This window comes from Chryseobacterium sp. G0201, from assembly GCF_003815655.1.
Classification (GTDB): domain Bacteria; phylum Bacteroidota; class Bacteroidia; order Flavobacteriales; family Weeksellaceae; genus Chryseobacterium.
In genome coordinates this window covers 4,112,504-4,135,057 of record NZ_CP033917.1, presented here as the reverse complement: position 1 = coordinate 4,135,057, position 22,554 = coordinate 4,112,504, and the positions used below count along the sequence as shown (strand labels likewise).

The 22,554-nt window shown below is 34.1% G+C and carries 23 protein-coding genes and 1 tRNA gene; 1 reads left to right on the top strand and 23 read right to left on the bottom strand.

Annotation, left to right across the window (positions count from 1 at the left end; all coding sequences use genetic code 11):
* Position 1: 1 nt before the first annotated feature.
* The 10 genes from hisD to EG348_RS18405 all read right to left on the bottom strand — a co-directional run bounded on the left by hisD (position 2) and on the right by EG348_RS18405 (position 8,769).
* Positions 2-1,279 (bottom strand): histidinol dehydrogenase, encoded by a 1,278-nt coding sequence (gene hisD, locus EG348_RS18450; protein WP_123984429.1) that lies wholly within the window; start codon positions 1,277-1,279, stop codon positions 2-4.
* A gap of 1 nt (position 1,280) precedes the next feature.
* A complete protein-coding gene (gene hisG / locus EG348_RS18445) occupies positions 1,281-2,138 on the bottom strand; it encodes an ATP phosphoribosyltransferase (protein WP_123984428.1) in 858 nt (285 codons plus the stop codon).
* Between the two features lie 250 nt (positions 2,139-2,388).
* Positions 2,389-3,486 carry a glycosyltransferase family 4 protein gene (locus tag EG348_RS18440; RefSeq protein ID WP_123984427.1) on the bottom strand — a complete coding sequence of 366 codons (1,098 nt, stop codon included), beginning with the start codon at positions 3,484-3,486 and terminating at the stop codon, positions 2,389-2,391.
* A complete protein-coding gene (locus EG348_RS18435) occupies positions 3,483-4,259 on the bottom strand; it encodes a polysaccharide deacetylase family protein (protein WP_123984426.1) in 777 nt (258 codons plus the stop codon). The genes EG348_RS18440 and EG348_RS18435 overlap by 4 nt, the downstream gene beginning before the upstream one ends.
* Positions 4,259-5,191: a glycosyltransferase family 2 protein gene (locus EG348_RS18430; RefSeq protein WP_123984425.1), complete on the bottom strand. Its 933-nt coding sequence runs from the start codon at positions 5,189-5,191 to the stop codon at positions 4,259-4,261. The genes EG348_RS18435 and EG348_RS18430 overlap by 1 nt, the downstream gene beginning before the upstream one ends.
* Before the next feature lie 7 nt (positions 5,192-5,198).
* Positions 5,199-6,368 carry a glycosyltransferase family 87 protein gene (locus EG348_RS18425; RefSeq protein ID WP_123984424.1) on the bottom strand — a complete coding sequence of 390 codons (1,170 nt, stop codon included), beginning with the start codon at positions 6,366-6,368 and terminating at the stop codon, positions 5,199-5,201.
* 31 nt (positions 6,369-6,399) lie between these two features.
* Positions 6,400-7,212, bottom strand: coding sequence for a 2,3,4,5-tetrahydropyridine-2,6-dicarboxylate N-succinyltransferase (locus EG348_RS18420; protein WP_123984423.1), 813 nt, complete (start codon positions 7,210-7,212; stop codon positions 6,400-6,402).
* A gap of 167 nt (positions 7,213-7,379) precedes the next feature.
* A complete protein-coding gene (locus EG348_RS18415; protein WP_123984422.1) occupies positions 7,380-7,754 on the bottom strand; it encodes a DUF2255 family protein in 375 nt (124 codons plus the stop codon).
* A gap of 108 nt (positions 7,755-7,862) precedes the next feature.
* Positions 7,863-8,189 carry a LytR/AlgR family response regulator transcription factor gene (locus EG348_RS18410; protein WP_123984421.1) on the bottom strand — a complete coding sequence of 109 codons (327 nt, stop codon included), beginning with the start codon at positions 8,187-8,189 and terminating at the stop codon, positions 7,863-7,865.
* A 10-nt stretch (positions 8,190-8,199) separates the two neighbouring features.
* Positions 8,200-8,769 (bottom strand): C40 family peptidase, encoded by a 570-nt coding sequence (locus EG348_RS18405; RefSeq protein WP_123984420.1) that lies wholly within the window; start codon positions 8,767-8,769, stop codon positions 8,200-8,202.
* A 216-nt stretch (positions 8,770-8,985) separates the two neighbouring features.
* Here EG348_RS18405 and EG348_RS18400 point away from each other — a divergent pair, with 216 nt between their 5' ends.
* Positions 8,986-9,633 carry a hypothetical protein gene (locus EG348_RS18400; protein ID WP_123984419.1) on the top strand — a complete coding sequence of 216 codons (648 nt, stop codon included), beginning with the start codon at positions 8,986-8,988 and terminating at the stop codon, positions 9,631-9,633.
* A gap of 108 nt (positions 9,634-9,741) precedes the next feature.
* Here EG348_RS18400 and EG348_RS18395 read toward each other — a convergent pair whose 3' ends face one another.
* The 13 genes from EG348_RS18395 to EG348_RS18335 form a co-directional block, all read right to left on the bottom strand.
* On the bottom strand, positions 9,742-10,119 hold the full coding sequence (locus EG348_RS18395) for a hypothetical protein (RefSeq protein WP_123984418.1): 378 nt from the start codon (positions 10,117-10,119) through the stop codon (positions 9,742-9,744).
* 32 nt (positions 10,120-10,151) lie between these two features.
* Positions 10,152-10,225, bottom strand: a tRNA-Ala gene (locus EG348_RS18390).
* Positions 10,226-10,397: 172 nt separating this feature from the next.
* A complete protein-coding gene (locus tag EG348_RS18385; protein WP_123984417.1) occupies positions 10,398-10,877 on the bottom strand; it encodes a MarR family winged helix-turn-helix transcriptional regulator in 480 nt (159 codons plus the stop codon).
* Positions 10,874-11,362 (bottom strand): GNAT family N-acetyltransferase, encoded by a 489-nt coding sequence (locus EG348_RS18380; protein WP_123984416.1) that lies wholly within the window; start codon positions 11,360-11,362, stop codon positions 10,874-10,876. Before EG348_RS18380 ends, EG348_RS18385 begins: the two co-directional genes overlap by 4 nt.
* Before the next feature lie 163 nt (positions 11,363-11,525).
* Positions 11,526-12,941, bottom strand: coding sequence for an efflux transporter outer membrane subunit (locus EG348_RS18375; protein WP_123984415.1), 1,416 nt, complete (start codon positions 12,939-12,941; stop codon positions 11,526-11,528).
* 89 nt (positions 12,942-13,030) lie between these two features.
* Complete coding sequence (locus EG348_RS18370) at positions 13,031-16,177, bottom strand: efflux RND transporter permease subunit (RefSeq protein WP_123984414.1); 3,147 nt, start codon at positions 16,175-16,177, stop codon at positions 13,031-13,033.
* Position 16,178: 1 nt separating this feature from the next.
* Positions 16,179-17,366 carry an efflux RND transporter periplasmic adaptor subunit gene (locus EG348_RS18365; protein ID WP_123984413.1) on the bottom strand — a complete coding sequence of 396 codons (1,188 nt, stop codon included), beginning with the start codon at positions 17,364-17,366 and terminating at the stop codon, positions 16,179-16,181.
* 1 nt (position 17,367) lies between these two features.
* Positions 17,368-17,823 carry a transcriptional regulator gene (locus tag EG348_RS18360; RefSeq protein ID WP_123984412.1) on the bottom strand — a complete coding sequence of 152 codons (456 nt, stop codon included), beginning with the start codon at positions 17,821-17,823 and terminating at the stop codon, positions 17,368-17,370.
* A 117-nt stretch (positions 17,824-17,940) separates the two neighbouring features.
* Positions 17,941-18,453, bottom strand: a complete 513-nt coding sequence (locus EG348_RS18355) for a GNAT family N-acetyltransferase (protein ID WP_123984411.1) — start codon at positions 18,451-18,453, stop codon at positions 17,941-17,943.
* Positions 18,454-18,750: 297 nt separating this feature from the next.
* Complete coding sequence (locus tag EG348_RS18350; protein WP_123984410.1) at positions 18,751-19,026, bottom strand: SemiSWEET family sugar transporter; 276 nt, start codon at positions 19,024-19,026, stop codon at positions 18,751-18,753.
* A gap of 194 nt (positions 19,027-19,220) precedes the next feature.
* A complete protein-coding gene (locus EG348_RS18345; protein WP_072406526.1) occupies positions 19,221-19,451 on the bottom strand; it encodes a DUF2007 domain-containing protein in 231 nt (76 codons plus the stop codon).
* Positions 19,452-19,513: 62 nt separating this feature from the next.
* Positions 19,514-20,839, bottom strand: a complete 1,326-nt coding sequence (gene lat / locus EG348_RS18340) for an L-lysine 6-transaminase (RefSeq protein WP_123984409.1) — start codon at positions 20,837-20,839, stop codon at positions 19,514-19,516.
* 113 nt (positions 20,840-20,952) lie between these two features.
* Positions 20,953-22,503 (bottom strand): aldehyde dehydrogenase family protein, encoded by a 1,551-nt coding sequence (locus EG348_RS18335; protein ID WP_123984408.1) that lies wholly within the window; start codon positions 22,501-22,503, stop codon positions 20,953-20,955.
* Between the last annotated feature and the right edge of the window lie 51 nt (positions 22,504-22,554).

Below are 22,554 nucleotides of genomic sequence, written 5' to 3'. Positions count from 1 at the left end.
TTTATTGATTTAATCGGATGGTAACGGCATTTTTGTGAGCGAATAATCCTTCTGCTTCTGCCATGATTTCTATTGTTTTTCCTAAATTTTGAAGTCCTTCTTTGGACAGGTGTTGAAAAGTAATTTTCTTTATAAAACTGTCTAAAGAAACTCCGCTGTAATTCTTTGCAAAACCGTTGGTAGGAAGCGTGTGATTGGTTCCGCTTGCATAATCTCCGGCGCTCTCGCAAGAATAATTTCCCAGAAAAACAGAACCTGCATTTTGAATTTGAGGAATACATTTTTCAAAATCAGTTAATGCTAAAATAAGGTGTTCCGGAGCATACAAATTGCTGAAATCGATGGCTTCTTCGATGGTATTTAAGAGAATAAAATGGCTGTTATTCAAGGATTGTTGTGCAAATTCATTTCTTGGAAGTTCTTTGATCTGCTTTCCTATTTCTTCAATGGTATCGTCGAAAACTTTTACATCCGTTGATATATAAATAACCTGACTATCACTTCCGTGTTCCGCCTGTGAAAGTAAATCTGCAGCACAAAATGCGGGAACAGCCTGTTCATCGGCAATAACTAAAACTTCGCTTGGCCCTGCAGGCATATCGATCGCTACTCCATAATTTTGAGCATATTCTTTAGCTGCAACCACAAACTGATTTCCAGGTCCAAAAATTTTATTAACATTCGGAATACTTTCTGTTGCAAACGTCATCGCTGCAATCGCTTGCGCCCCGCCTGTTTTAAATATTTTTGCAACACCACAAAGTTTGGCAGCATACAGAATCGCAGGATTGATATTTCCATTTTTATCTGGCGGACTGCACAACACAATCTCTTTACAACCTGCCAACTGAGCCGGAATTGCCAACATCAAAACAGTAGAAAACAAAGGCGCTGTACCTCCCGGAATATAGATTCCTACTTTTTCAATCGCTCGATTTTCTCTCCAACAAACTACTCCTTTTGTTGTTTCTATTTTTTCAACTTCAGACTGCTGTGAAGCGTGAAATTTTGTGATATTTCCCTTAGCTTGTTGAATAGCTTCTTTCAATTCTTCACTAATTAAGCTTTCCGCATTTTGAATTTCTTCTGTTGAAACTGTAATATTTAAAACCTCTGCAGAATCAAATTTTTTATTGAATTCAAGCAATGCTTTGTCTCCATTTTTTTCAACTTCCGAAAAAATTTCTATGATAGTTTTTGAAATTTTTTCTCTTTTAAAAGCAGGTCGTTTTGTAAGTTCCTGCCAATTTTCTTGGTTCGGATATCTGTAAATTTTCATATTAAATCACCATTTTATCGATTGGAATAATCAAAATATCTTGAGCGCCATTTTCTTTTAATTCATCAATCACGTCCCAAAATCTATCTTCATTGATCACAGAATGAATACTGCTCCAACCCTCTTCAGCTAAGGGAATAACGGTCGGACTTTTCAGCACTGGAAGTATTTTAGAAATATCCGAAATCTTTGTATTGGGAACATTCATCAGAATATATTTTGAATTTTTTGCTTTTAAAACAGACTGAATTCTGAATAAGAATTTTTCAAGAATATTTTCCTTTTCCTGATCGAGATTCGGCGTTTTGGCCAATACAGCTTCAGACTTCAATAAGGTAACTGTCTCTCTCAATCCGTTTTTAAATAAAGTGCTTCCTGAACTTACAATATCACAAATTCCATCTGCCAATCCGATGTTTGGAGCAATTTCTACAGAACCGGAAATAATGTGGATATCAGCAGAGATATTGTTCTTTTTTAAAAACTCTTTAAGGGTATTCGGATAAGAAGTCGCAATTTTTTTATTTTGAAAATAGTTAAGATCGTTCGTTTCAACCTCTTTAGGAACAGCAAGTGAGACACGACATTTTGAGAATCCAAGCTCTTGAATAATGTCAATCTTTTTTTGTTTTTCTACCAAAAGATTCTCCCCAACGATGGCAATATCTACCACGCCATCTTCCAAATACTGAGGAATATCTGAATTTCGCAGGTACATAATCTCCATAGGAAAGTTTTCTACCGAAACTTTAAGCTGATCTTTTCCGTTGTTGACGAAAATTCCACAGTCTTTCAGAAGCTGTAATGAATCTTCGTAAAGCCGACCGCTTTTTTGGATTGCAATTTTTAATTTACTCATTTTTTCTACATTGAGTCTGAGCAAATAAAAAGTAATTATTGAAAAGAAACTTCCTGAAAAATTTAGAAACAAAAAAACCGTCTATTACTCAGACGGTTTTAAATATTTTTGATTTTAACACATGTTTATATCAATCAATTCCGTCTAACAGAGATGATGATAATAATGATGTAGTGTTAAAAAATTGGGTTTCATTGTTGAAATTTTGTGGTACAAATGTAGAACTTATTTTTAAACTTCAAAGGTTTTTCTAAAGAATTTTTTTGTAAAGATTCATTAATTCGTTGGCAATTGGTTCATCATTAAACTTTTGAACAAACTCAAAACCCTTATCAGCACGGCGTTTTCTCTCGGATTCATTATCCCACAAAAATTTTATTTTTGATTGAATATCTAAATGATTTTTAGGATCGATATAAACTGAGTCTGGTCCGCCCGCTTCCGGAAGACAACTCGTATTGCTGGTAATTGTTACCGTTTTTGAGAAAAGTGCTTCTATGACAGGAATTCCGAAGCCCTCAAAGAAACTTGGATAGACAAAAATATCTGCTAATTTGTAGATAATAGCAAGCTCATCCATAGAGACTCCTTCAAGGAAATGAACTTGTTTTTCCATTTTGTTTTTCTTGATGTATTGCTCTATTTTGCTAAAATATTTTGTTTTTTTACCGACAACGACTAAAGGAATTTCTGTTTTGTCGATCGCTCTTACAACATTCAACAAATTTTTACGCTCTTCAATCGTTCCGACATTGAGAATAAATCTTTCTGGAAGGTTGAATTTTTCTTTCGTTTTCTGAATAAATTCTTCTGATTGATGTTCTTTAAAAGCATGATGACAGCCTTGGTAAATCACCTCAATTTTACTTTCAGAAACTTTTAAATATTCAATAATATCTCTTTTTGTCTGTTCCGAAATTGCAATGATTTTATCCGCAGTTTGAGCAGCTTTTTTAAACTTCCACGAATGGATTTTTCGATCAAAAAAAGAATAATATTGAGGATAACGAACGAAGATCAAATCGTGGATTGTCACCACTTTTTTGATCGGTTTTTTATTCCATTTTAAAGGTAATTCCCCCGACAAACCATGGAAAATATCTGCATTTTGCTTCTGTGCGTCTTTCCCCATTTTGAGCTGGCGAGACATTGTTCCTTTTGATGTTTCAAGAAACTGAACATGAGGATTTTCAAGAATATCAGAACCTCGATCCGATTTATTTTTATTCAGTAAAAGATATTCATTTTCAGGAAAATATTTAACAAGAATTCTTACCAGATCCCTTGAATAATTTCCTAATCCTGATGTGTTGTGAAAGAAGCGTTTGGCATCGAAAGCAATTTTCATGATTCTATTTGTTTTTGAAATTCCTGAAATGTTCCGAATGAATAATTTTTACTTTTTAGCCAAGAAACAAATTCATCAAACCTTTTCACCATATCTTTTCCTGAATTTTTTACTGTAAAACCAGGCAGTTTAAACGCTTCATCTTTGATTTCTGCAAATTCCCATGGATGGAAATAAATATTCAGATAATTGTCTTTTTTCAAAGTATCCGAAGCTAGTTTTTTATAAAATGATAAAGGGAAATTATGGAAACTCAACCAAAATAAAGGTATTCTAAAATTGGGAGAAACCGAAGCCGGAATCTGCGTCACATTTCCTTCTTTAAAATAGGTTCTTGAAACTTTTAAGTTGTTATATCTTCCCGGAAGAAAAGTCGGGTTGATAGATGAGTTGTAAGAATATCCTGCTTTTTCAACTTCTTTTTCATCAACAGGCATCATTCTCGGCATTCTTAATCCCGTCACTTTTGTAGAAAATAATTCTTCCAGTCTTACTCTGGATTCTTTTAAGTGTTTCTCTTCAAATTGGGAGTGAAACCATGTGTGAGAAGCCAATTCATGGCCTTCCATTAATAATCTTTCGATGAGATGTTTGCTGTTTTCTGCGAAAACAACAGTTGAAAAAAAGGTAGCTTTTGCATTATATTTTTTAAGAATATCGAGTATTCTTTCTAATCCGTTTTGTGAGATTAAGATCTGCTTTTCAAAAGATATTTCACCTTTGTATTCGAATGGCATATCAAATTCTTCAATGTCAAAACTTAATAAAACCATTATTGAAAATTTTTGTTTTTTATGATATAATTAGGTCTTTGCTTCACTTCTTTGAAGATCTTGCCTAAATAAATTCCGATAATTCCCATAATGATCAACTGTAATCCACCAAAGAAAACGATTGTCATTATTAGCGATGCCCAACCAGAGATTTCTGTTTTAGCTATAAAAGCATACAATACATATAATCCGTATCCAACGACAGAAAAGGCAGAGAATATAAATCCGAGATAAGCAGCAATTGATAAAGGTTTTACGCTAAAAGCAGTGATTCCCGTAAAAGCAAAAGTGATCATTTTCTTAAGATTATAACTGCTTTCTCCTGATAATCTTTCGCACGCTGTAAATTCGATTCCCGTTTGTTTGAAACCCATCCAGCTGGTTAATCCTCTTAAAAACAGATCGTCTTCATTCAGACCTCTCATCACCTCTACAGCATTGGCATCCATTAATCTAAAATCTGAACCGCCACCTTTTGTAAGATTAACATCGGAAAGACTGGATAGTATTTTATAGAAAAAATCGGAAGTTTTTCTCTTAAAAAAAGAAATTTCCTTTGGATATGTTCTTATGGTGAAAACAATATCGTTGCCTTCTTCCCATTTTTTGATCATTTCAGGAATAAGCTCCGGTGGATGCTGAAGATCGCCATCCATTGAGATGACAGCATTTCCGTGCGCATTGTCCATTCCTGCTTTAACGGCAGGCTGGTGTCCGAAGTTTCTTGAAAATTCGATAAATTTCACTTCATCAAACTGTCGGGAAAGTTCTTCTAATTTTTGCTGTGTGTTGTCTCTGCTGCCATCATTTACAAATATAATTTCAAAATCATAATTGCTCAATCCTTCAAAAACTTTTTTAATTTTCTGATGGATCATGGCAACGTTTCCTTCTTCGTTGTAGGCGGGAATTACGATGGAAATTTTTTTCATATTTATCTTAATTCAGGCTGTAATTTTTTTCAAAATCTTTAGTTAAAAGTTCATATACAACCCTCAACCAAACTACAATGCAAGGTACAGCTTTTAAAGAATATTTAATGATATAATCATTTTTTACCCATTTCGGGAATAAATCTGAACTTGAAAAGCAAGTGAAAATAATAACAAAAACCAATAGTCCTACTGTAAAAGGTGTTCTTTCTTTTTGAAGGAAAAACCAAAGCATTACACCCGTTACGGCGATAATATAGGTAGGAGACTCAGAACTTGAACTGAACAATACTAAAAACAGTAATGTTGAAGCCAAAATCATGAGTTGAAAAGCGTAATTTTTATATTGCTTAATTCTTATGTAAGGTGCTGCAAATAAAGGCAATCCTACTGCTAAAAATACCAGATTAGAAATAGAAGCATCGCCTAGAATTCTTCTGAAAAAGCCCATCAACGAAATATCCTGCATGTTTCCCAATACCTGATTCTCATTGTTTTTCTCAATGATAGAATGGAACCAGTCTGCATAACTCTGGATCACAAATTGCGGACTGGAATATGCCATCGGAAGTGCAAAAAATACTACTGCGATTGCTACTCCTGAAAGAATGAATTTAATCTTATTTTTAATAAAGAAAAATTGGCTAAGACCAACAATTCCGTAGATTTTAACGAAAATTCCGATTAAAATTGCTGTTACAGATTTTACTTCTCTTCTTTCGTAAATGTATGTTGCGGATAATAACAAAAGCCCTGTTAAAGCCACATTGAACTGTAAACTTAATGCTGCCGTTATATATTCCTGCAAACATAATAATGCAAAAATTGCCTTTTTAGAATCCGAAAATGGTAATTTATAGATCGCATAAACGAAAATAAAAGTATTGGCCAAATTCCAGAGAGAAATCCCCAGCCAATCAGGCATCATTGCAAAAGGAGCAATTAATGCACTGAAAAATATTCCATAATGATTTAAATCAAAATAAAGATCAGGGTAATGAATAAATAAGTTTTTCTGATGAATTGTATTAAAAAATACATTTTTAAAGATCAGATAATTATTGATCGCATAATCTCCCCTTAAATATTTGGAAATCGCGGTAACAACCGATATAATAAGATAAACCCCAAATATATATTTAGGGTTTAACAGTATTTTAAGAAATTTTTCTTTCAAAATTGCGTGGTATTAGTGTAAAGAATTAATCTTAAACAGCTACATTATTTTCTCTCAATGCATCATTAAGAGAAGTTTTCTTATCTGTAGATTCTTTTCTCTGACCAATGATCAAAGCACAAGGAACCTGATATTCTCCTGCCGGATATTGTCTTGTATAACTTCCAGGAATCACCACTGAACGAGCAGGAACTCTTCCTTTGATCTCGATAGGTTCTGACCCTGTAACGTCAATAATTTTTGTAGATGCAGTAAGAACAACATTCGCACCTAAAACCGCTTCTTTTTCTACGTGAACGCCTTCTACAACGATACATCTTGATCCGATGAAACAGTCATCTTCAATAATAACCGGAGCAGCCTGAAGAGGCTCTAAAACACCACCGATACCTACACCACCACTCAAGTGAACGTTTTTACCGATCTGTGCGCAGCTTCCTACCGTAGCCCAAGTATCAACCATTGTACCTGAATCAACATAAGCACCAATATTTACATAAGAAGGCATTAAAATAACTCCTGAAGCGATGAAAGAACCTTCTCTAGCAATTGCATGAGGTACAACTCTCACTCCTTTCGCAGCATAATTTCTCTTCAAAGGAATTTTATCATGAAATTCAAACGGACCTACTTCAATAGTTTCCATTGTTTGAATCGGGAAATACATCACTACAGCTTTTTTCACCCATTCATTTACCTGCCATCCGTTTTCTGTAGGTTCAGCAACACGAAGTTCTCCAGAATCTAATAAAGAAACAACCTCTCTTATTGCCTTTTTGCTTTCTTCATTTTGTAGTAAATCTCTATTATCCCAAATGTTTTCAATTGTTTGTTGTAACGACATATTTCTGTTTTAAATTAATTTTCTCAGTACACAACACGACCTATTTTTGTGCTGTTTGAGGCGATAAAAATACGAAAGTTTGTTATAGTATACAAGTTGAATTCTATGAGGAAAATTTGAAATTTATCATGACATAAACTTAATATATAAGCTTTGGAAACGATATACTATGATTCATCAATAATAAACTCCATTGTTTTTTCGATATGCTTTGTTTGGATTATTCCTTTTGCATAGTCAATATTATGTCCGGAATTATATTTTGTAAGATATTCATTATTAATAACTTCTGTAAGTTCATCATTATCCATCGGAATTATGGCATTTATATTAAAAACAAAATTTCCACACTGTATTTGACCTTTTGAATCTTGAAGGAACCTATTGTACCAGCTTTTTTCAGCAAGTCCCCAAGATCTGGCAAAAATCCTATCGTTAACCACCACCATCCAAATCTCTAAAAAAGTGCAACGATTTGCACCTGCTTTTATTCCTATCAAATTATTGGTTTTAATGTAATCTAATGCGATAATTTTATTCATTTTGCTTTAATTTTAAACAAATCTATAATGAATATGAATACCAGAAAATATTATTATTTGGTCTGCAGTAAATATTATTTCGTTAGGTATTTTTCTTATGTAGGTGGATTACAGCATCAGTTTGAGAAAGGCATTCATTAAACATTCCCGATAACTTTTTGCTACAGTAATTTTTAAATCTTTGCAAGTGATCTGATTATCTTCGAAATAATCAATGTTTGTAAGATTGACGATATAGGAATTATGAACCCTCATAAATTCGTCAGGAAGACTTGCAATTAAGTCTTTAAGTGATTTATAATAAATATATTTCTTATCAGAAGTTGTATAAATTTCGACATAGTTTCCTAAGCCTTTTATAGCTGTGATATCATCAAAGAAAAGTTTTACCAACTTCTTATCAGTTTTAATGAATGCAAAAGTTTTATTTATCATTCTTGTTGTTTCACAAAACTCTTTGAGCGTGGAGATAAGCTTTATTCCAGTATTTTTCGTTTAATGAAGAAATAATTACGCCTTTTGATGTTGATGCATGGATAAATTTCACCTCACCGTCAGTATTGATGTCATGAACAATTCCTACATGTGAAACCCTGCTTCCCCCGGCTGTGGCGAAAAATAGAAGATCTCCTGGTTTTACTTCACTGATATCAATCTTTTTACCTGCCTCCGCCTGATCGGATGATCTTCTGGGAAGATTGAAATCATTTTCTTCAAAAACTTTTACAGTAAAACCTGAACAATCGAACCCTGAAGACGTATTTCCTCTAAATTTGTAAGGAGTTCCGATGTATTTTTCAGCATTTTTTAGAACGCTATTGATTGATTTTGGAACTTTTCCGTCAAATTTTGAATCTAATTTTCTGAGATTTTCAGATTTAACAACCGTTCTATTTGTATTTTTTTTAGTTGCAACACTTTTTGAGCTTCCACAAGAAACAATAAGTGAAGATGTAATCAGTAAAACAGATAACTGCTTTATTCTTAAGTTGTCTTTAAGTAATCCCATTTTCATATCCTTCTGATTTTTAACACTGTAACTAATTCTATACAAATATACATTTTATATTTAAATTATGCTTAAACTATACTAGAACTATATTATAAATATATATTAAAATTAGCTATTTAATTATTAATCATTATATTTGATACTTAAACACAAATGTTTTTCACTAATTATATGAATCTCTTTTGTGATATTTTTAAACATTCGTTTTATCAATGAATTATGGCAACGTATGAAAGTTTAATTAAAATTAATGGCGCGGTTGGCGACCTCGTTTTTTATACTTTGAATGGCAAAAATGTTGTTCGAAAAAAAAGCGGATTCAATAAAACAGCTTTTAAGAAAAGTCCTTCTTATGAAAAAGTAAGGCAGAACAGCTCAGAATTTGGCCATTGTTCTAAGGTTGGAAAAATTATAAGACAAGTTTTAGATCAATATATAAAACAGGCAGAAGATCCTCTACTCTATCAGAAATTTGCAAAATTAATGACCGAGATAAAAGATCTTGACGTTGTGTCTGAAAGAGGAAAAAGAACTGTCGAAAATGGTATTTCAACTGAAAAAGGAAAGCTTCTTCTCCGTAAATTTCAATTTGGGAGTAAGAATAATTTTGAAAATGAAAATTCTATTTCTTTAGATTTATTCAATGAAAAATTATATTTAAATAATATATTTCCTGCAGATGAAACCATTTTAATTAGTCTAAAAATTGATTTTGAAAATTATTTAACAGAGTCTTTTGAAGAGAAAAAATTAGCCGAAGAAAAAGAAAAAATATTTTTTATTAAGCAGTTTTCAGGTGATGATTTAATTCTCTACTTTTTAGTTTTAAAAAAAGATGAAGAGATTTTGAATATGGGATTTGTATGATAAGATGGAGATTGGAAACCATTTTGTAATGAAAAAATGCAGAAATCCAAAAACAAAAAAGACTACCCAAATTGGATAGTCTTTTTTTATATTGTAAATAATATTTTTTTACTTTTTATTCTTTTCTCCGGTCCAAGTTCCAGCTCTTGCAGGCGTAGGAACTGAATTTGTCCAGCCTCCACTTCCTTTTTTATCTTCTCTTGTTAAAATACCATGAAAATCACCATCTGAAGGTGAACCTACTACTCCTGTAAGATCTCCTGTATCAGTTACATTTCCTGTGATTACGTAATTTTCATCTTTTATAGTAGAATGCATAGTGCCCGTCAATTTCCCGTCACTGGCAACAACAAAATTAAAGTCACCTTTGTCACTACCTTCATAAGTCCCTGACCATGTTCCGATAAAATCGTAAATAGTATCTTCATCAGAGCTACATCCGATAAATATAAAAGCCGTTAATAAGAGTAAAAAAAGTTTCTTCATAGTTTTTATAAGTTTATGAAATATCAAATCTGTGGAGAATACGGGGATCGAACCCGTCACCTTTAGACTGCCAGTCTAACGCTCTAGCCAGATGAGCTAATTCCCCTTTCTTTTTCAGAAGCGGTACAAAAGTAAGTATTTAAACCACATATACAAATACTTTATTAAATTTTATTTAATAATTTCTAACATTAACTATGTTATAATCATTTTTTTAAAGCTTCTTTGAATAAAACAGCAAAAAGAAAATTATTTAACTATCAATTTATCAGTACTATTTACTTAGTATTTTTCAATTGTAGAGCCCTCTGCAAAAACGACTGCGCAGCAATTTTTTCCTCTGCTTCATTAATTGCTTTTAGCAAATTATTTTCATTATCTGCAATTTCACCCAATACTTGTGACATAAGTTCCCATACCGGTTTCATTTTCCCAATCAGTTCTTCTCCTTTGAGAGTTAACACAAAGAGCCTTTTTCGCTCATCGTGTTTATCTTTTTTCCATTCTATAAATTCTAGTTTTTCGAGTTCTTTAAGCAGGCTAATCGTAGAAGGATGGGTATATCCTATTTCATTGGCAATTTCAACAACTCCTGCTAATTTTTTCTGATATATGGTAAATATGACCGGAAACCACTTAAGCTCAAAGTCTATACCGAAGGCTTTGTAAATCAGGGCACCTTCCTTTCTCAATTGTTCACTAAAACGATGAAGTCTTGTTGATATTGCTAAAATTCCTGCTTCGTTGATAACGTTCATAGGGTGATGTTTAAATAACAAAATACATTATCGGCACTCATTAACGGGAATTTTGCCGGAAGCGATTCTTTATTAATGATAGTAAAGTGATTTCGTTCATAAAAACGCAATGCTGCCTTCAGTATGGATACCGTTCCCAAATATAGTTCATCTATTCCATTTTCATTACAATAAGAAATCAAGGTTTCCAACAGTTTTTGTGCGATATTATGTTCTTTTCCTCTGAATTCTTTTTTTACAAACATCTTTCTGATCGCACCAGATTTTTCATCAAACTTCACCAAGGCTATCGTTCCTACCAATTCACCATTGATAAAAGCTCCCCAAAAACTTCCTCCTTTAGCAAAATAAAAATCATCGATTTGCAGAAGATCCGGCTGATCCTCTATTGTGATAGGAACATTAAATTCCTTTTGCTGGATATTCAGAATCAAATCTATAATTGATTTTGAATGTGTATTGTTTACAGTACTGATTTCTAACATTGTATTTAATTTACGTACAAAACTACGTAGTTAACTACATATATACAAATGAAATTAACTTATAACAATATAAATAGCTGTAAATTAATGATATAAATTTTATCTAAAAAAAACGCATGCTAAAATTAATTAACATGCGTTTTTACTTTTTATGATTAAATGACTATTGCCATCCGCCTCCCAAAGCTTGGTAAAGGTCTATTCCGGCTTTCATTTTACTGTATTCTGCGTTTGAAATATTCAATTCTGCGTTTAATGAATTTACGCTGGCATTCAATACTTCAAGATAGTTGGCCATACCGTAGTTCACAAGCTCCTGAGAATAGTTTACAGATTTTTTGTAAGCATCCAGTTCTTTTTCTTTTAATTCAATAAAAGAATCCTGAACAGAGAAAACTCTTATGGCGTCAGAAACTTCTTTTCCGGCTGTAAGAACCGTTTTTCTGAAGTTCAAATACGCTGTTTCCTGGTTAGCTAAACTTACATCGTAATTGGTTCTGATCGCTCTCTTATTTAAAATAGGTTGTGCCAAACCTCCCACTACACTTGCAAATAATGAATTTACACTAAATAAATGATCAATATCTAGAGACTGAATTCCTCCGCTTCCTGTAATCTTCAACGTAGGATAAAACTGAGCTTTTGCAGAATTTGTCAATTCAAAAGCATTCATCAGACTGTATTCTGCTCTCATTACATCCGGACGGTTTGCCAGCAATTGAGCAGGATATCCTAATTTTAGATCAATAGGGATTTTTTGTGATTCCAACGTAGATCTTTCGATTGCGTGAGAAGGCTCTCCCATCAATAAACTCATTGTATTTTCCAATAATTGGATCTGAGTATCAATATCGATCAATAAAGATTGTGCATTGAAAACCAACGCTTCACTTTGTTGAACGGCAACCTCTGTAACGGTTCCTGATATTTTTAAAGCTTTAGTTGTTTCTAAATTTTTCTGACGAACTGCAATTGTTTCCGTAATAATTTTCTTCTGAGAATCATACGTCAACAACTGATAATACGCAGAAGCAACAGAGGCAACCAAGTCACTTTTTACGGCTTTATGGGCTGCTACAGTTCCTAAATATGTAGCAAGCTGAGCTTTTTCCTGAGCTTTTAATTTACCCCAGATATCAGCTTCCCAACCAAGACTTGCAGTAATATCAAGTTGGTTAATATATCTTCTGTCTCCGAATAACTGTCCGGTTTGCGTATTTAAAGACTGAGTCTGGAAAGAATAGCCTGGACCAACACTTATTGTCGGTTCGTATGCTGCTTTACTTTGCTTTAAATAGGCCTCTGCAGAAGTAATACTCTGCAAAGCGATTCTTATATCTAAATTATTTTCTAAAGCTTTATTGATATGCCCTTGAAGTATCGGATCGGTGAAAATTTCTTTCCAGGAAATGTTCGCGATATTCACACTGTCTGTAGGAAGCATATCTGTACGGAAAAGCTTTTCGTCTACAACATTTTTCGGTCTTTCATATTCTTTTCTCGCCATACAAGATGAAACGGCTGCAAGAATTGCGACTGAAAAAGTTATTCCTTTTATGATGTTTAATAAACTCTTCATTTTTTGTAATTAGAAGTTAGAAACTAGAGGTTAGAAGCTAGATTTAAAAACTAATTTCTAAAATCTAACCTCTAACTTCTCTAATTAAATTATTCTGCTAAATTGATTTCTTCTCTTTTAATAGGTTTCACTTTTTCTTGTAAAGTCTGGAAAATCACGTACAAAACAGGAATTACGAAAAGACCTAAAATTGTACCGATCAACAACCCGATCGCGGCACCTGTTGCAATAGATCTGTTACCCACTGCTCCGATTCCGCTTGCTAAAACCAACGGTAATAGACCGAAGATAAAGGCAAATGAAGTCATCAAAATTGGTCTTAATCTAGCTTTTGCAGCATTGATGGCAGACATTACAATCGTTTCACCGTGATGCCTTCTTTGTACAGCAAATTCAATGATCAAGATGGCATTTTTCGCGAGTAATCCGACTAGCATGATCAGGGCGATCTGGAAATAAATATTGTTTTCCAAGCCCATAATTTTTTGACCAAAATAAGCTCCCATTACCCCAAGAGGAAGAGAAATTACCACGACCAACGGAAGAATATAACTTTCATACTGAGCAGAAAGAATGAAGTAAACAAAAATTAAACTTAAACCAAAGATTAATAATGTCTGAGATCCTGAATTTAATTCTTCTCTTGTTAACCCCGTAAACTCTACATCATAATTTTGATTTAAAGTTTCCTTAGCCACATCCTGAACTGCCGTAATTGCATCCCCAGAACTGAATCCTGCAGAGTTAGCTCCAGTAATTTTCACTGAAGTAAACAAGTTATATCTGCTTACTGATTGCGGACCGTATGCTTTTTTCAACGTTACAAACTGAGAAATCGGCGACATTACTCCGGAAGCGGTTCTTACATACAATTCATTTAAGTTATTGATGTTTTGTCTGTTTTCAGGAAGAGCCTGAACCATTACTCTGAACTGTTTTCCGTATTTTGTAAAGTCAGCGGTGTAAATACCCCCGATGTATCCCTGCATCGTACTTAGAATGGTACTTACAGAAACTCCCATCTGTTTAGCCAAAGGAACATTAATGTCCATCTGATACTGAGGATATTTTGTGTTAAATGATGACTGAGCAAATTCAATTTCAGGTCTTTGCATCAATTTCCCGATGAATTCGTTTGTTTTATTATCAAGGTCGGCGTAATCACCTCCTGATTTATCCAGCAATACCATTTCAAAACCGGCACTGTTACCAAAACCTGGTACACTCGGTGGTTGGAAGAATACTACTTTCGCATCCGGAACTTTTCCTGAAATACCGAATAGTTTTTTAGTAATATCTTCAGAAGTCTGATTGTCTTTTTTTCTTTCGTCAAATGGTTTCAATTTAATGAAAGCAAGACCGTTATTACTTCCGTTTCCTGATAAGAAACCTCTACCTGTAGAAATCGTCACATTTTGTACTCCCGGAACCTTCATAGCATTAGCCTGAAGCGTTTTCAAAGCATTGTACGTTCTTTCCATCGAAGCACCCGGAGGAAGTTGTACATCAGTAAAGATGATCCCTCTGTCTTCTGTAGGTACGAAACCTTTTTTCATCGTAGAACTTGCCCAGAATAAAATACCTCCTGTAACAGCAAAGATGATCAAAGTAACCCATTTGTGTCTTAACAAGAACACAAACCCTCTTCCGTAACGATCTGTTGTCGTTTTGAAAGCAATATTAAATTTATAGAAAAACTTCTGTAAAAAGTTTAAGCTTTTATATTCTGCATGATGCGCATCATGAGGCTTTAAGAATAATGAACATAAAACCGGACTCAATGTTAATGCATTAACTGCAGAAATGATGATCGCAATAATCAGCGTAATACCAAACTGCTGGTAGAAAACCCCTGTCGGACCTGTAATAAACGTTACCGGAACGAATACCGCTGCCATTACCAAAGTAATTGAAATAATAGCTCCTGTGATCTCGTCCATCGCTTCAACAGTCGCTTTTTTAGCATCGGAAATACCGTGTTCCATCTTGGCGTGAACGGCCTCGACGACGACAATCGCGTCATCTACCACAATACCGATCGCAAGAACTAATGCGAATAACGTTAAAAGGTTTAATGAATATCCAAATAAATTCAGGAAGAAAAACGCCCCTACAATAGATACCGGAACCGCAATGGCCGGAATCAATGTAGATCTGAAATCCTGCAAGAAGATATAAACCACGATAAATACCAATATAAATGCTTCAATTAAGGTATGAACAACCTTTTCAATCGATGCATCCAAGAATTCGTTGGTATCAAAGTTAAATGTATATTTTACACCTTCAGGGAAGCTTCCTTCTGCTGATTTTAGGTAAGTTTTAATATTTTTAATGATCTCCTGAGCATTAGAACCCGGTGTCTGGAAGATACCCATACTGATGGATGGATTGTTTCCGTTTTCCCCGATTCCTGTGTAAGATTGTCCTGCCAACTCAACTTTAGCAACATCTTTCAACATCAAATTCTGTCCGTCAGGAAGCGCTTTAATGATGATATTGTCGTATTGATCTTTTTCGTTGAATTTTCCGACATATTTAATGATATATTCAAAAGAACTACCACTGTTTTGCCCGATAGAACCAGCTGCCGCTTCTCTACTCTGCTCGTTGATCGCTGTGGTAACATCATCCGGAGTCAATCCGTAAGCTGCCATTTTTGAAGGATCCAACCAAACTCTCATAGAGTAGTTTTTACCCCCGAAAACGTTGGCATCACCTACACCATTAATCCTTTTCAAGTTTGGAATAACGTTGATATTCAGGAAGTTTTGAAGATATACATCATCTAAATCTTTATTTTCAGAATAGAAAGACATATACATCAAGGCACTCGTTTGCTGTTTCTGCGTTACAACTCCGGAACGTGTAACTTCACTTGGAAGCAACGGTGTAGCTCTGGTAACACGGTTCTGTACGTTTACCGCAGCAATATCCGGATCAATTCCTTGTTTAAAAAATACCTGAATCTGCGCTGAACCATCATTTCCTGCACTGGAAGTAATGTAGTCCATTCCTTCCACCCCATTGATCTGTTCTTCCAAAGGTACTACAACACTTTTCATAACAGTTTCCGCATTGGCTCCGGTGTAGTTTGCTGAAACGCTTACTGTGGGAGGTGCAATATCTGGATACTGTGTGACTGGCAGGGAAATTAATCCCAAAACACCGAGAATCACAATCAAAATTGAGATTACGGTGGATAAAACCGGTCGGTTTATAAAATTTTTAATCATTTTAGAATTTCGGTTTTATAGATTGAACAAGGCTATCCATTTTTACTGGTTTTGGCTTCACAGCAGTTCCCGGTTTTAAACCTCCGATACCTGCAGCAACGATCATTTCACCTTTATTAACACCGGATTTTATTAAAGCCATATTGTCGATTCTGTCGATCACATTAATGACAACATTTCTCGCAGTATCACCTTTATCAACTTTATAAGCATAAACGATACCTTGCTGCTCGTAAGTTGCACTTTCCGGAATCACCAATACATTATCGTAAGCTTTTGGAAGTCTGATAGATCCACTGTTACCGTTGCTCAATAATTTCTGTGGATTTGTGAAGGCAACTCTAAACTGAATCGTCCCTGTTGTAGCATCAATTTGTCCTGTAATCGCTTCAATTCTACCTTTTTCAGAATAAATACTTCCGTTTGCCAGTTGTAATTCTACCATGGGAAGATTTTTGATCTTTTCTTGCAATGTAGCTCCTGGAGATTTTTCTAAGAAATCAAAATATTCTTTTTCATTCATTGAGAAATAAGCAAACAGTTCAGAAGTGTCTGAAATTGTTGTTAAAGCTGTCTGATCTGTAGGACCAACCAAACTTCCCACTTTTAAAGGAAGCTTTCCGATAACTCCTGAAATAGGCGCACGAATGATAGAATATTCGATATTTGCCGCAACTCCTTTATAGTTAGCCGAAGCCTGTTGTTTTGCAGCCATTGACTGTTGCAACTGAGCTTTTGCCTGAGATAAATTTGCCTGTGCAGTTTGCAGCTGAACATCACTGATGATATTTTTAGCAACCAAAGGCTTTAATTTATTTACTTCAACCTGAGCTGCATTTACCGCTGCCTGAGAAGCTGCGATCGTTGACTCAGCCGCGCCAATTCCTGCTTTTGCAGCAGCAGCGTTTTCTGTTAAAATATTAGTTTCAAGACGGAATAAAGGCTGTCCTTTTGTAACATATTGCCCTTCATCTACTAAAACCTGAGTGATATATCCCTGTATTTTCGCACGTACATCATTATTCACCCTACCCTGAATGGTAGCCGGAAATGTCTGATAACCTACGATATTTTTTGCCTCCACATTGATTACAGGATATGGTTTTGCGCCATCCTGTTTTGGAGCTTCTTTTTTGCAGGCAGCTAGTGAGAATGCCGCAATAGAAAGTATAACTAGCTTATTATTCATTTTATAGTTTATTAAGAGATTCTTGAATATTTATTATGTTTTTATCTAAAAGAGCTTTATAAGCTTCAATTTTTTCGTCGTAACCATCATCTTTTACTTTTTTGAAATTGTTTAAATCATCCAATAATTTTAATTCGTCCTTCATCTTTTGAACTATTTTTTCAAATCTTATCTTTTTGTACTCATCATTGATGAAAAAATATCGTTTCCGTTCGTCCATTTTATTGTGATCTACAATAAGTTGTGAGCTTAGTAGTAAAGAAATGCTCGTAGAAACAGAACTTTTACTGGCAGAAAGCACTTCCACAAACTCGTCAAACGTAATACCCACCTTTTCATAATCGAAAAGAAGATAGGCGTAGATTTTTGAAGCTAACGGTGGTAGATTGAAAACGGTACCGTAGAATTTAACAGCATCCTGAAATATTTTTTCATCAATTTCTATACTTTTATGCATTGTATATTAATTTGAAGCAAAAGTAAAAATTAGTTCAGAACTAAACGAACAAACTCGATAGAGTTTATAAATGAAGTATCTTTTAAAAATTCAATAAAGATTGATTTAACTTTTGGATTAAATAATAATCTTCTCAAATGCCTTCCTCATGCCACCAGCCAGAAAAACCTCTCCACAATAAGAATATCCTTGTTTTTCAAGGATTTTCAGCATGGCAATATTATCGTAATTCGTGTCTACTTTTACACTTTGTACCCCATTTTCTTTGGTAAAACTTTCAATATGATCGAAAAGTTTTTTCACTAATCCTTGTCCAGCAAACTTTTCATGAACAGCCACTCTGTGAACAACAACGAATTCTCCGTCGCTCAACCAAGCGCCTTCGATCGTGCTGTAAGCCGGTTCATCATTAAAAATTAGCGCTACATAAACTGCAATTTCTCCGTCTACTGTTAAAACAAATCCGAAGTTTTTTGCAATATCACTTTCTACGGTGTCAAGATTGGGATATCCGTTCTGCCACTGCGTGCTTCCGTCTATTCTTCTTCTTTCAATTGCTTGCTGGATAATTTCCCAGATAAGGTCTCTGTCTTCAATTTCGGCTTTCCTTAGTTTAATTTCTTGCGTCATGTTTATTTTAATATTGAAAATTGAAATATTTAAAAGTTGTACCTGTTCTGCACGTATCACCCCGAAAAGCTCATGAAAACTATATCTATTGATAATTTTTGTGATCAGAAGTTAAATGCAAAACATACATTTTTGTGAAAATAATTATTTAATCCCTGAATATCAGATTATTTAATTAAATGAATTGATTAAATTTTGTTTAAATAAGAACTAATCGACATACTTAGTATTTTTGTTTTTCAAGAATAAGTGAAACGACTTTGTTTATATAAATAACAAATTTAAGATTTATTGCTATTATTTTTTAGAAACAGGTGTATTTTTTCTATATACAATTTTAAGAAAAATCATTACGATCAACATACTTAGCATCAAAATATTGGTGATCCAAAGTGGTTTTGCATCCTTCATCAATCCATAAATAACCCAAAGTATCGCATTTAATGTAAGGAAAAATAAGGTAACCATCGATAGATCATCCCCAGATTTTGTCTTCCACAATTTTATGACTTGCGGTAAAAATGATATTGATGATATTAATGCTCCTGAGTAACCAATTATTTGTTCTGTCATTATTAATAATTTTAGAATATACCCTAAAGATATTAAAAATAAAATAATGATTAAACGTTAAACCTATATTTTAATCATTAATTAAAATCAATAGATTAAATTATTATTCAAAAAAGGATCAAAAAAAACCGAAAATTAATGTTAATCAATTTTCGGTTCGAAGTAGTAAAATTTAAAATTATGAAATTGTTTTTTTATTGGTTTTCACTTTGTTGAAGGTAAGCATCGATAATCTCAAATGCTTTACTTTCTTGTTCCAAATCTACCATAATTTTTAACGATGTTGCCGTTGGCGTCGTTGTAAAAGTCAGATAACTGTTTTCAACTGCATTTGTAATCTGTGCATCATCCAATTTAGATTTGATTAACTGTATTTCTGAAGGTTTATCACTTTCAAAAACGGATACTCTCGTACTTCTTTCCATGTTCTATATCGTTTGAGTATCTAAATGTACAATGTTTTTTTTAAAATTACAAATCTTCAGTTTTAAATTTTATTAATATTATTTTCAATTTTATCTAAAGCTAATTGAATTTCCTCTTTAGTCACATTCAGGTGAGGTCTGAATCGAACTGACTGACCTCCACACGATAAGATGATTAAGCCGTCATTAAAAAGTTCATTAATTAAATGATTTCTTTCTTCCGACGAAGGTAAATCTATCGCACACATCAACCCTCTTCCTCTCGCATTTGAAATTTTTGAAGGATATTTTTGAGCTAGATTTTTCAAACCGTCCAATAAATAATCACCCACAATTCTGGCATTCTCAACAAGGTTTTCTTTTTCGATAACTTCCATCACCAATTGGAAACGAAGCATGTCGATAAAGTTCCCTCCAAAAGTGGAGTTAATTCTTGAACTTTCTCTGAAAACGTTATTCGGAACCTGATCAAATTTTTCTTTATTCGCCAAAACTCCACAAACCTGAGCTTTTTTCCCGAAAGAAATAATATCCGGCTTTGCAGTAAAATGTTGGAAAGCCCACATTTTTCCTGTCATTGCGATACCGGTTTGAACTTCATCGTAAATCAAAAGAATTTCATTCTGATCACATATTTTTCTTAAACCTAATAAAAACTCATCTCTAAAATGGTTGTCACCACCTTCAGCCTGAATCGGTTCAATGATGATGCACGCTACTTTATCAGGATTCATTAAAATTGCTTCCTCGATATTTAATAAAGCCAATCTTTCGTTCTTGATCGTTTCTTCTAAGTTCTCTTCAGTAATCGGGAAAGTTAGTTTCGGATTAAGAATTCTTGGCCAGTCAAACATCGGGAAATATTGATATTTTCTTGGGTCAGAAGTATTGGTTAAGCTTAACGCATAACCACTTCGTCCGTGAAATGCCTGCTTGAAATGGATACAAATTCCGGCTTCTGTTTGAAGTCCTTTTTCAAAATTCTTACGGGTTTTCCAGTCGAAACATGCTTTCATCGCATTTTCTACACCTAAAGTTCCGCCTTCAATAAAGAAAGCATACTGTAATTCTTCAGGAATAACCACTCTTTCGAAAACTTCTAAAAAGTGAGCATATTCCTCAGAATAAACGTCTGCCAAAGTGGGTTTGTTAATAGCCATTTTCCCCAACCAAGCCGATCTTTCAAGAAGGTAAGGGTGATTATAACCGATGGAAGCTGATGCAAACATCGAAAACATATCTAAATATTCTCTGTCTGAAAGCTTGTCATACAGCCATGATCCGTGAGATCTTTCGATATCCATCACGAAATCAAAACCGTCTGCCAAAACGTGCTTTCCTACTGTTTCTTTTACTTTATTTGCCTGTATATCTATTGTGTGTTCCATATTTTTTTAAATTTAGTGATTAAGGAATTCAGAGATTTAGAAATTAGTGACTGGAATTTCTGAATATCTAAATCTCTTAAATTTTTTAATTGTTTTAACTTAAATTAAAACTTTTACAAATCGAACTTAATTCCTTGTGCTAAAGGAAGTTCGGCTGTGTAATTTATAGTATTGGTTTGTCTTCTCATGTAGTATTTCCAAACATCTGAACCGGATTCTCTACCACCTCCAGTTTCTTTTTCACCACCGAAAGCACCACCGATTTCAGCACCGGAAGTTCCGATATTTACGTTGGCAATTCCACAGTCTGAACCTGCATGAGAAAGGAATAATTCTGCTTCTCTTAAGTTTTGAGTCATGATCGCAGAAGATAAACCTTGAGGAACATCATTCTGAATAGCGATCGCTTCATCCAATGTTTTATACTTAATTAAATATAAAATCGGTGCAAAAGTTTCGTGTTGAACGATTTCGAAAGAATTCTTCACTTCAGCGATACATGGTTTTACGTAACATCCGGATTCGTAATCTTTTCCTTCCAAAACTCCACCTTCAACGATGAATTTTCCGCCTTCTTTTTTACATTTTTTGATTGATTCTTCATATTGATTTACAGCATCAACATCGATAAGCGGTCCAACGTGATTATTTTCATCTAATGGATTTCCGATTTTCAACTGACCGTAAGCTTTAACCAATCTTTTCTTTACTTCGTCATACACATCTTCATGAATGATTAGTCTTCTTGTACTTGTACATCTCTGACCAGCCGTTCCTACAGCTCCAAAAACAGCTCCGATGATCGACATGTCGATATCTGCGTCTTTAGATATAATAATGGCGTTATTTCCGCCTAATTCAAGGATAGATTTCCCGAATCTTTCTGCCACTTTAGAAGAAACCATTCTTCCGACTCTTGTAGAACCTGTGAAAGAAACCAGAGAAACTCTTTTATCTTCAACTAATTTTTGTCCGATCTCATGATCAGAAACCAATAAACTTGAAACTCCTTCTGAGATATTGTTCTCTTTAAGAACTTCAGCCATAATATTTTGACAAGCTACAGCACAGAAAGGCGTTTTTTCTGATGGCTTCCAGATCGTAACGTTACCGCATATCCAAGATAAAGCTGTGTTCCAAGCCCAAACTGCTACCGGAAAGTTGAAAGCGGTGATGATCCCAACAATTCCAAGCGGATGATACTGCTCGTACATTCTGTGACCCGGTCTTTCAGAATGCATCGTGTAGCCGTGAAGCTGTCTTGATAAACCAACTGCAAAATCGCAGATATCGATCATTTCCTGAACTTCACCTAAACCTTCCTGCAAAGATTTACCCATTTCATAAGAAACAAGTTTACCCAGATCATCTTTATATTCTCTTAGTTTTAACCCTAATTGTCTTACTAATTCTCCTCTTCTCGGAGCTGGAATCATTCTGAATTCCAAAAATGCTTTTTGGGCAGATTCTATTACCTTATCATAATCGCTTTCTCCGGAAGTTTTTATCTTACCAATCAATCTTCCATCAGCAGGAGAATAGCTTTCAATCGTTTTGCCTGAAGCAAAGTATTTTCCACCTATGGAAGTTCCTTTATTTTCATCTTTAATACCTAGATTTTTGAGTGTTTTTTCGATCCCGAAATCTTTGACTTTTTTAGACATAAATATTACTTTTCGTTTCCTCTAAAGATAAAAATATTATGCGAATCCCAA

Bases quoted from the DNA above. Each gene is read 5' to 3' on its own strand.
- hisD (WP_123984429.1), bottom strand. From the start codon at position 1,279: ATGAAAATTTACAGATATCCGAACCAAGAAAATTGGCAGGAACTTACA.
- hisG (WP_123984428.1), bottom strand. From the start codon at position 2,138: ATGAGTAAATTAAAAATTGCAATCCAAAAAAGCGGTCGGCTTTACGAA.
- EG348_RS18440 (WP_123984427.1), bottom strand. From the start codon at position 3,486: ATGAAAATTGCTTTCGATGCCAAACGCTTCTTTCACAACACATCAGGA.
- EG348_RS18435 (WP_123984426.1), bottom strand. From the start codon at position 4,259: ATGGTTTTATTAAGTTTTGACATTGAAGAATTTGATATGCCATTCGAA.
- EG348_RS18430 (WP_123984425.1), bottom strand. From the start codon at position 5,191: ATGAAAAAAATTTCCATCGTAATTCCCGCCTACAACGAAGAAGGAAAC.
- EG348_RS18420 (WP_123984423.1), bottom strand. From the start codon at position 7,212: ATGTCGTTACAACAAACAATTGAAAACATTTGGGATAATAGAGATTTA.
- EG348_RS18415 (WP_123984422.1), bottom strand. From the start codon at position 7,754: ATGAATAAAATTATCGCATTAGATTACATTAAAACCAATAATTTGATA.
- EG348_RS18410 (WP_123984421.1), bottom strand. From the start codon at position 8,189: ATGATAAATAAAACTTTTGCATTCATTAAAACTGATAAGAAGTTGGTA.
- EG348_RS18405 (WP_123984420.1), bottom strand. From the start codon at position 8,769: ATGAAAATGGGATTACTTAAAGACAACTTAAGAATAAAGCAGTTATCT.
- EG348_RS18400 (WP_123984419.1), top strand. From the start codon at position 8,986: ATGGCAACGTATGAAAGTTTAATTAAAATTAATGGCGCGGTTGGCGAC.
- EG348_RS18395 (WP_123984418.1), bottom strand. From the start codon at position 10,119: ATGAAGAAACTTTTTTTACTCTTATTAACGGCTTTTATATTTATCGGA.
- EG348_RS18385 (WP_123984417.1), bottom strand. From the start codon at position 10,877: ATGAACGTTATCAACGAAGCAGGAATTTTAGCAATATCAACAAGACTT.
- EG348_RS18380 (WP_123984416.1), bottom strand. From the start codon at position 11,362: ATGTTAGAAATCAGTACTGTAAACAATACACATTCAAAATCAATTATA.
- EG348_RS18375 (WP_123984415.1), bottom strand. From the start codon at position 12,941: ATGAAGAGTTTATTAAACATCATAAAAGGAATAACTTTTTCAGTCGCA.
- EG348_RS18370 (WP_123984414.1), bottom strand. From the start codon at position 16,177: ATGATTAAAAATTTTATAAACCGACCGGTTTTATCCACCGTAATCTCA.
- EG348_RS18365 (WP_123984413.1), bottom strand. From the start codon at position 17,366: ATGAATAATAAGCTAGTTATACTTTCTATTGCGGCATTCTCACTAGCT.
- EG348_RS18360 (WP_123984412.1), bottom strand. From the start codon at position 17,823: ATGCATAAAAGTATAGAAATTGATGAAAAAATATTTCAGGATGCTGTT.
- EG348_RS18355 (WP_123984411.1), bottom strand. From the start codon at position 18,453: ATGACGCAAGAAATTAAACTAAGGAAAGCCGAAATTGAAGACAGAGAC.
- EG348_RS18350 (WP_123984410.1), bottom strand. From the start codon at position 19,026: ATGACAGAACAAATAATTGGTTACTCAGGAGCATTAATATCATCAATA.
- EG348_RS18345 (WP_072406526.1), bottom strand. From the start codon at position 19,451: ATGGAAAGAAGTACGAGAGTATCCGTTTTTGAAAGTGATAAACCTTCA.
- lat (WP_123984409.1), bottom strand. From the start codon at position 20,839: ATGGAACACACAATAGATATACAGGCAAATAAAGTAAAAGAAACAGTA.
- EG348_RS18335 (WP_123984408.1), bottom strand. From the start codon at position 22,503: ATGTCTAAAAAAGTCAAAGATTTCGGGATCGAAAAAACACTCAAAAAT.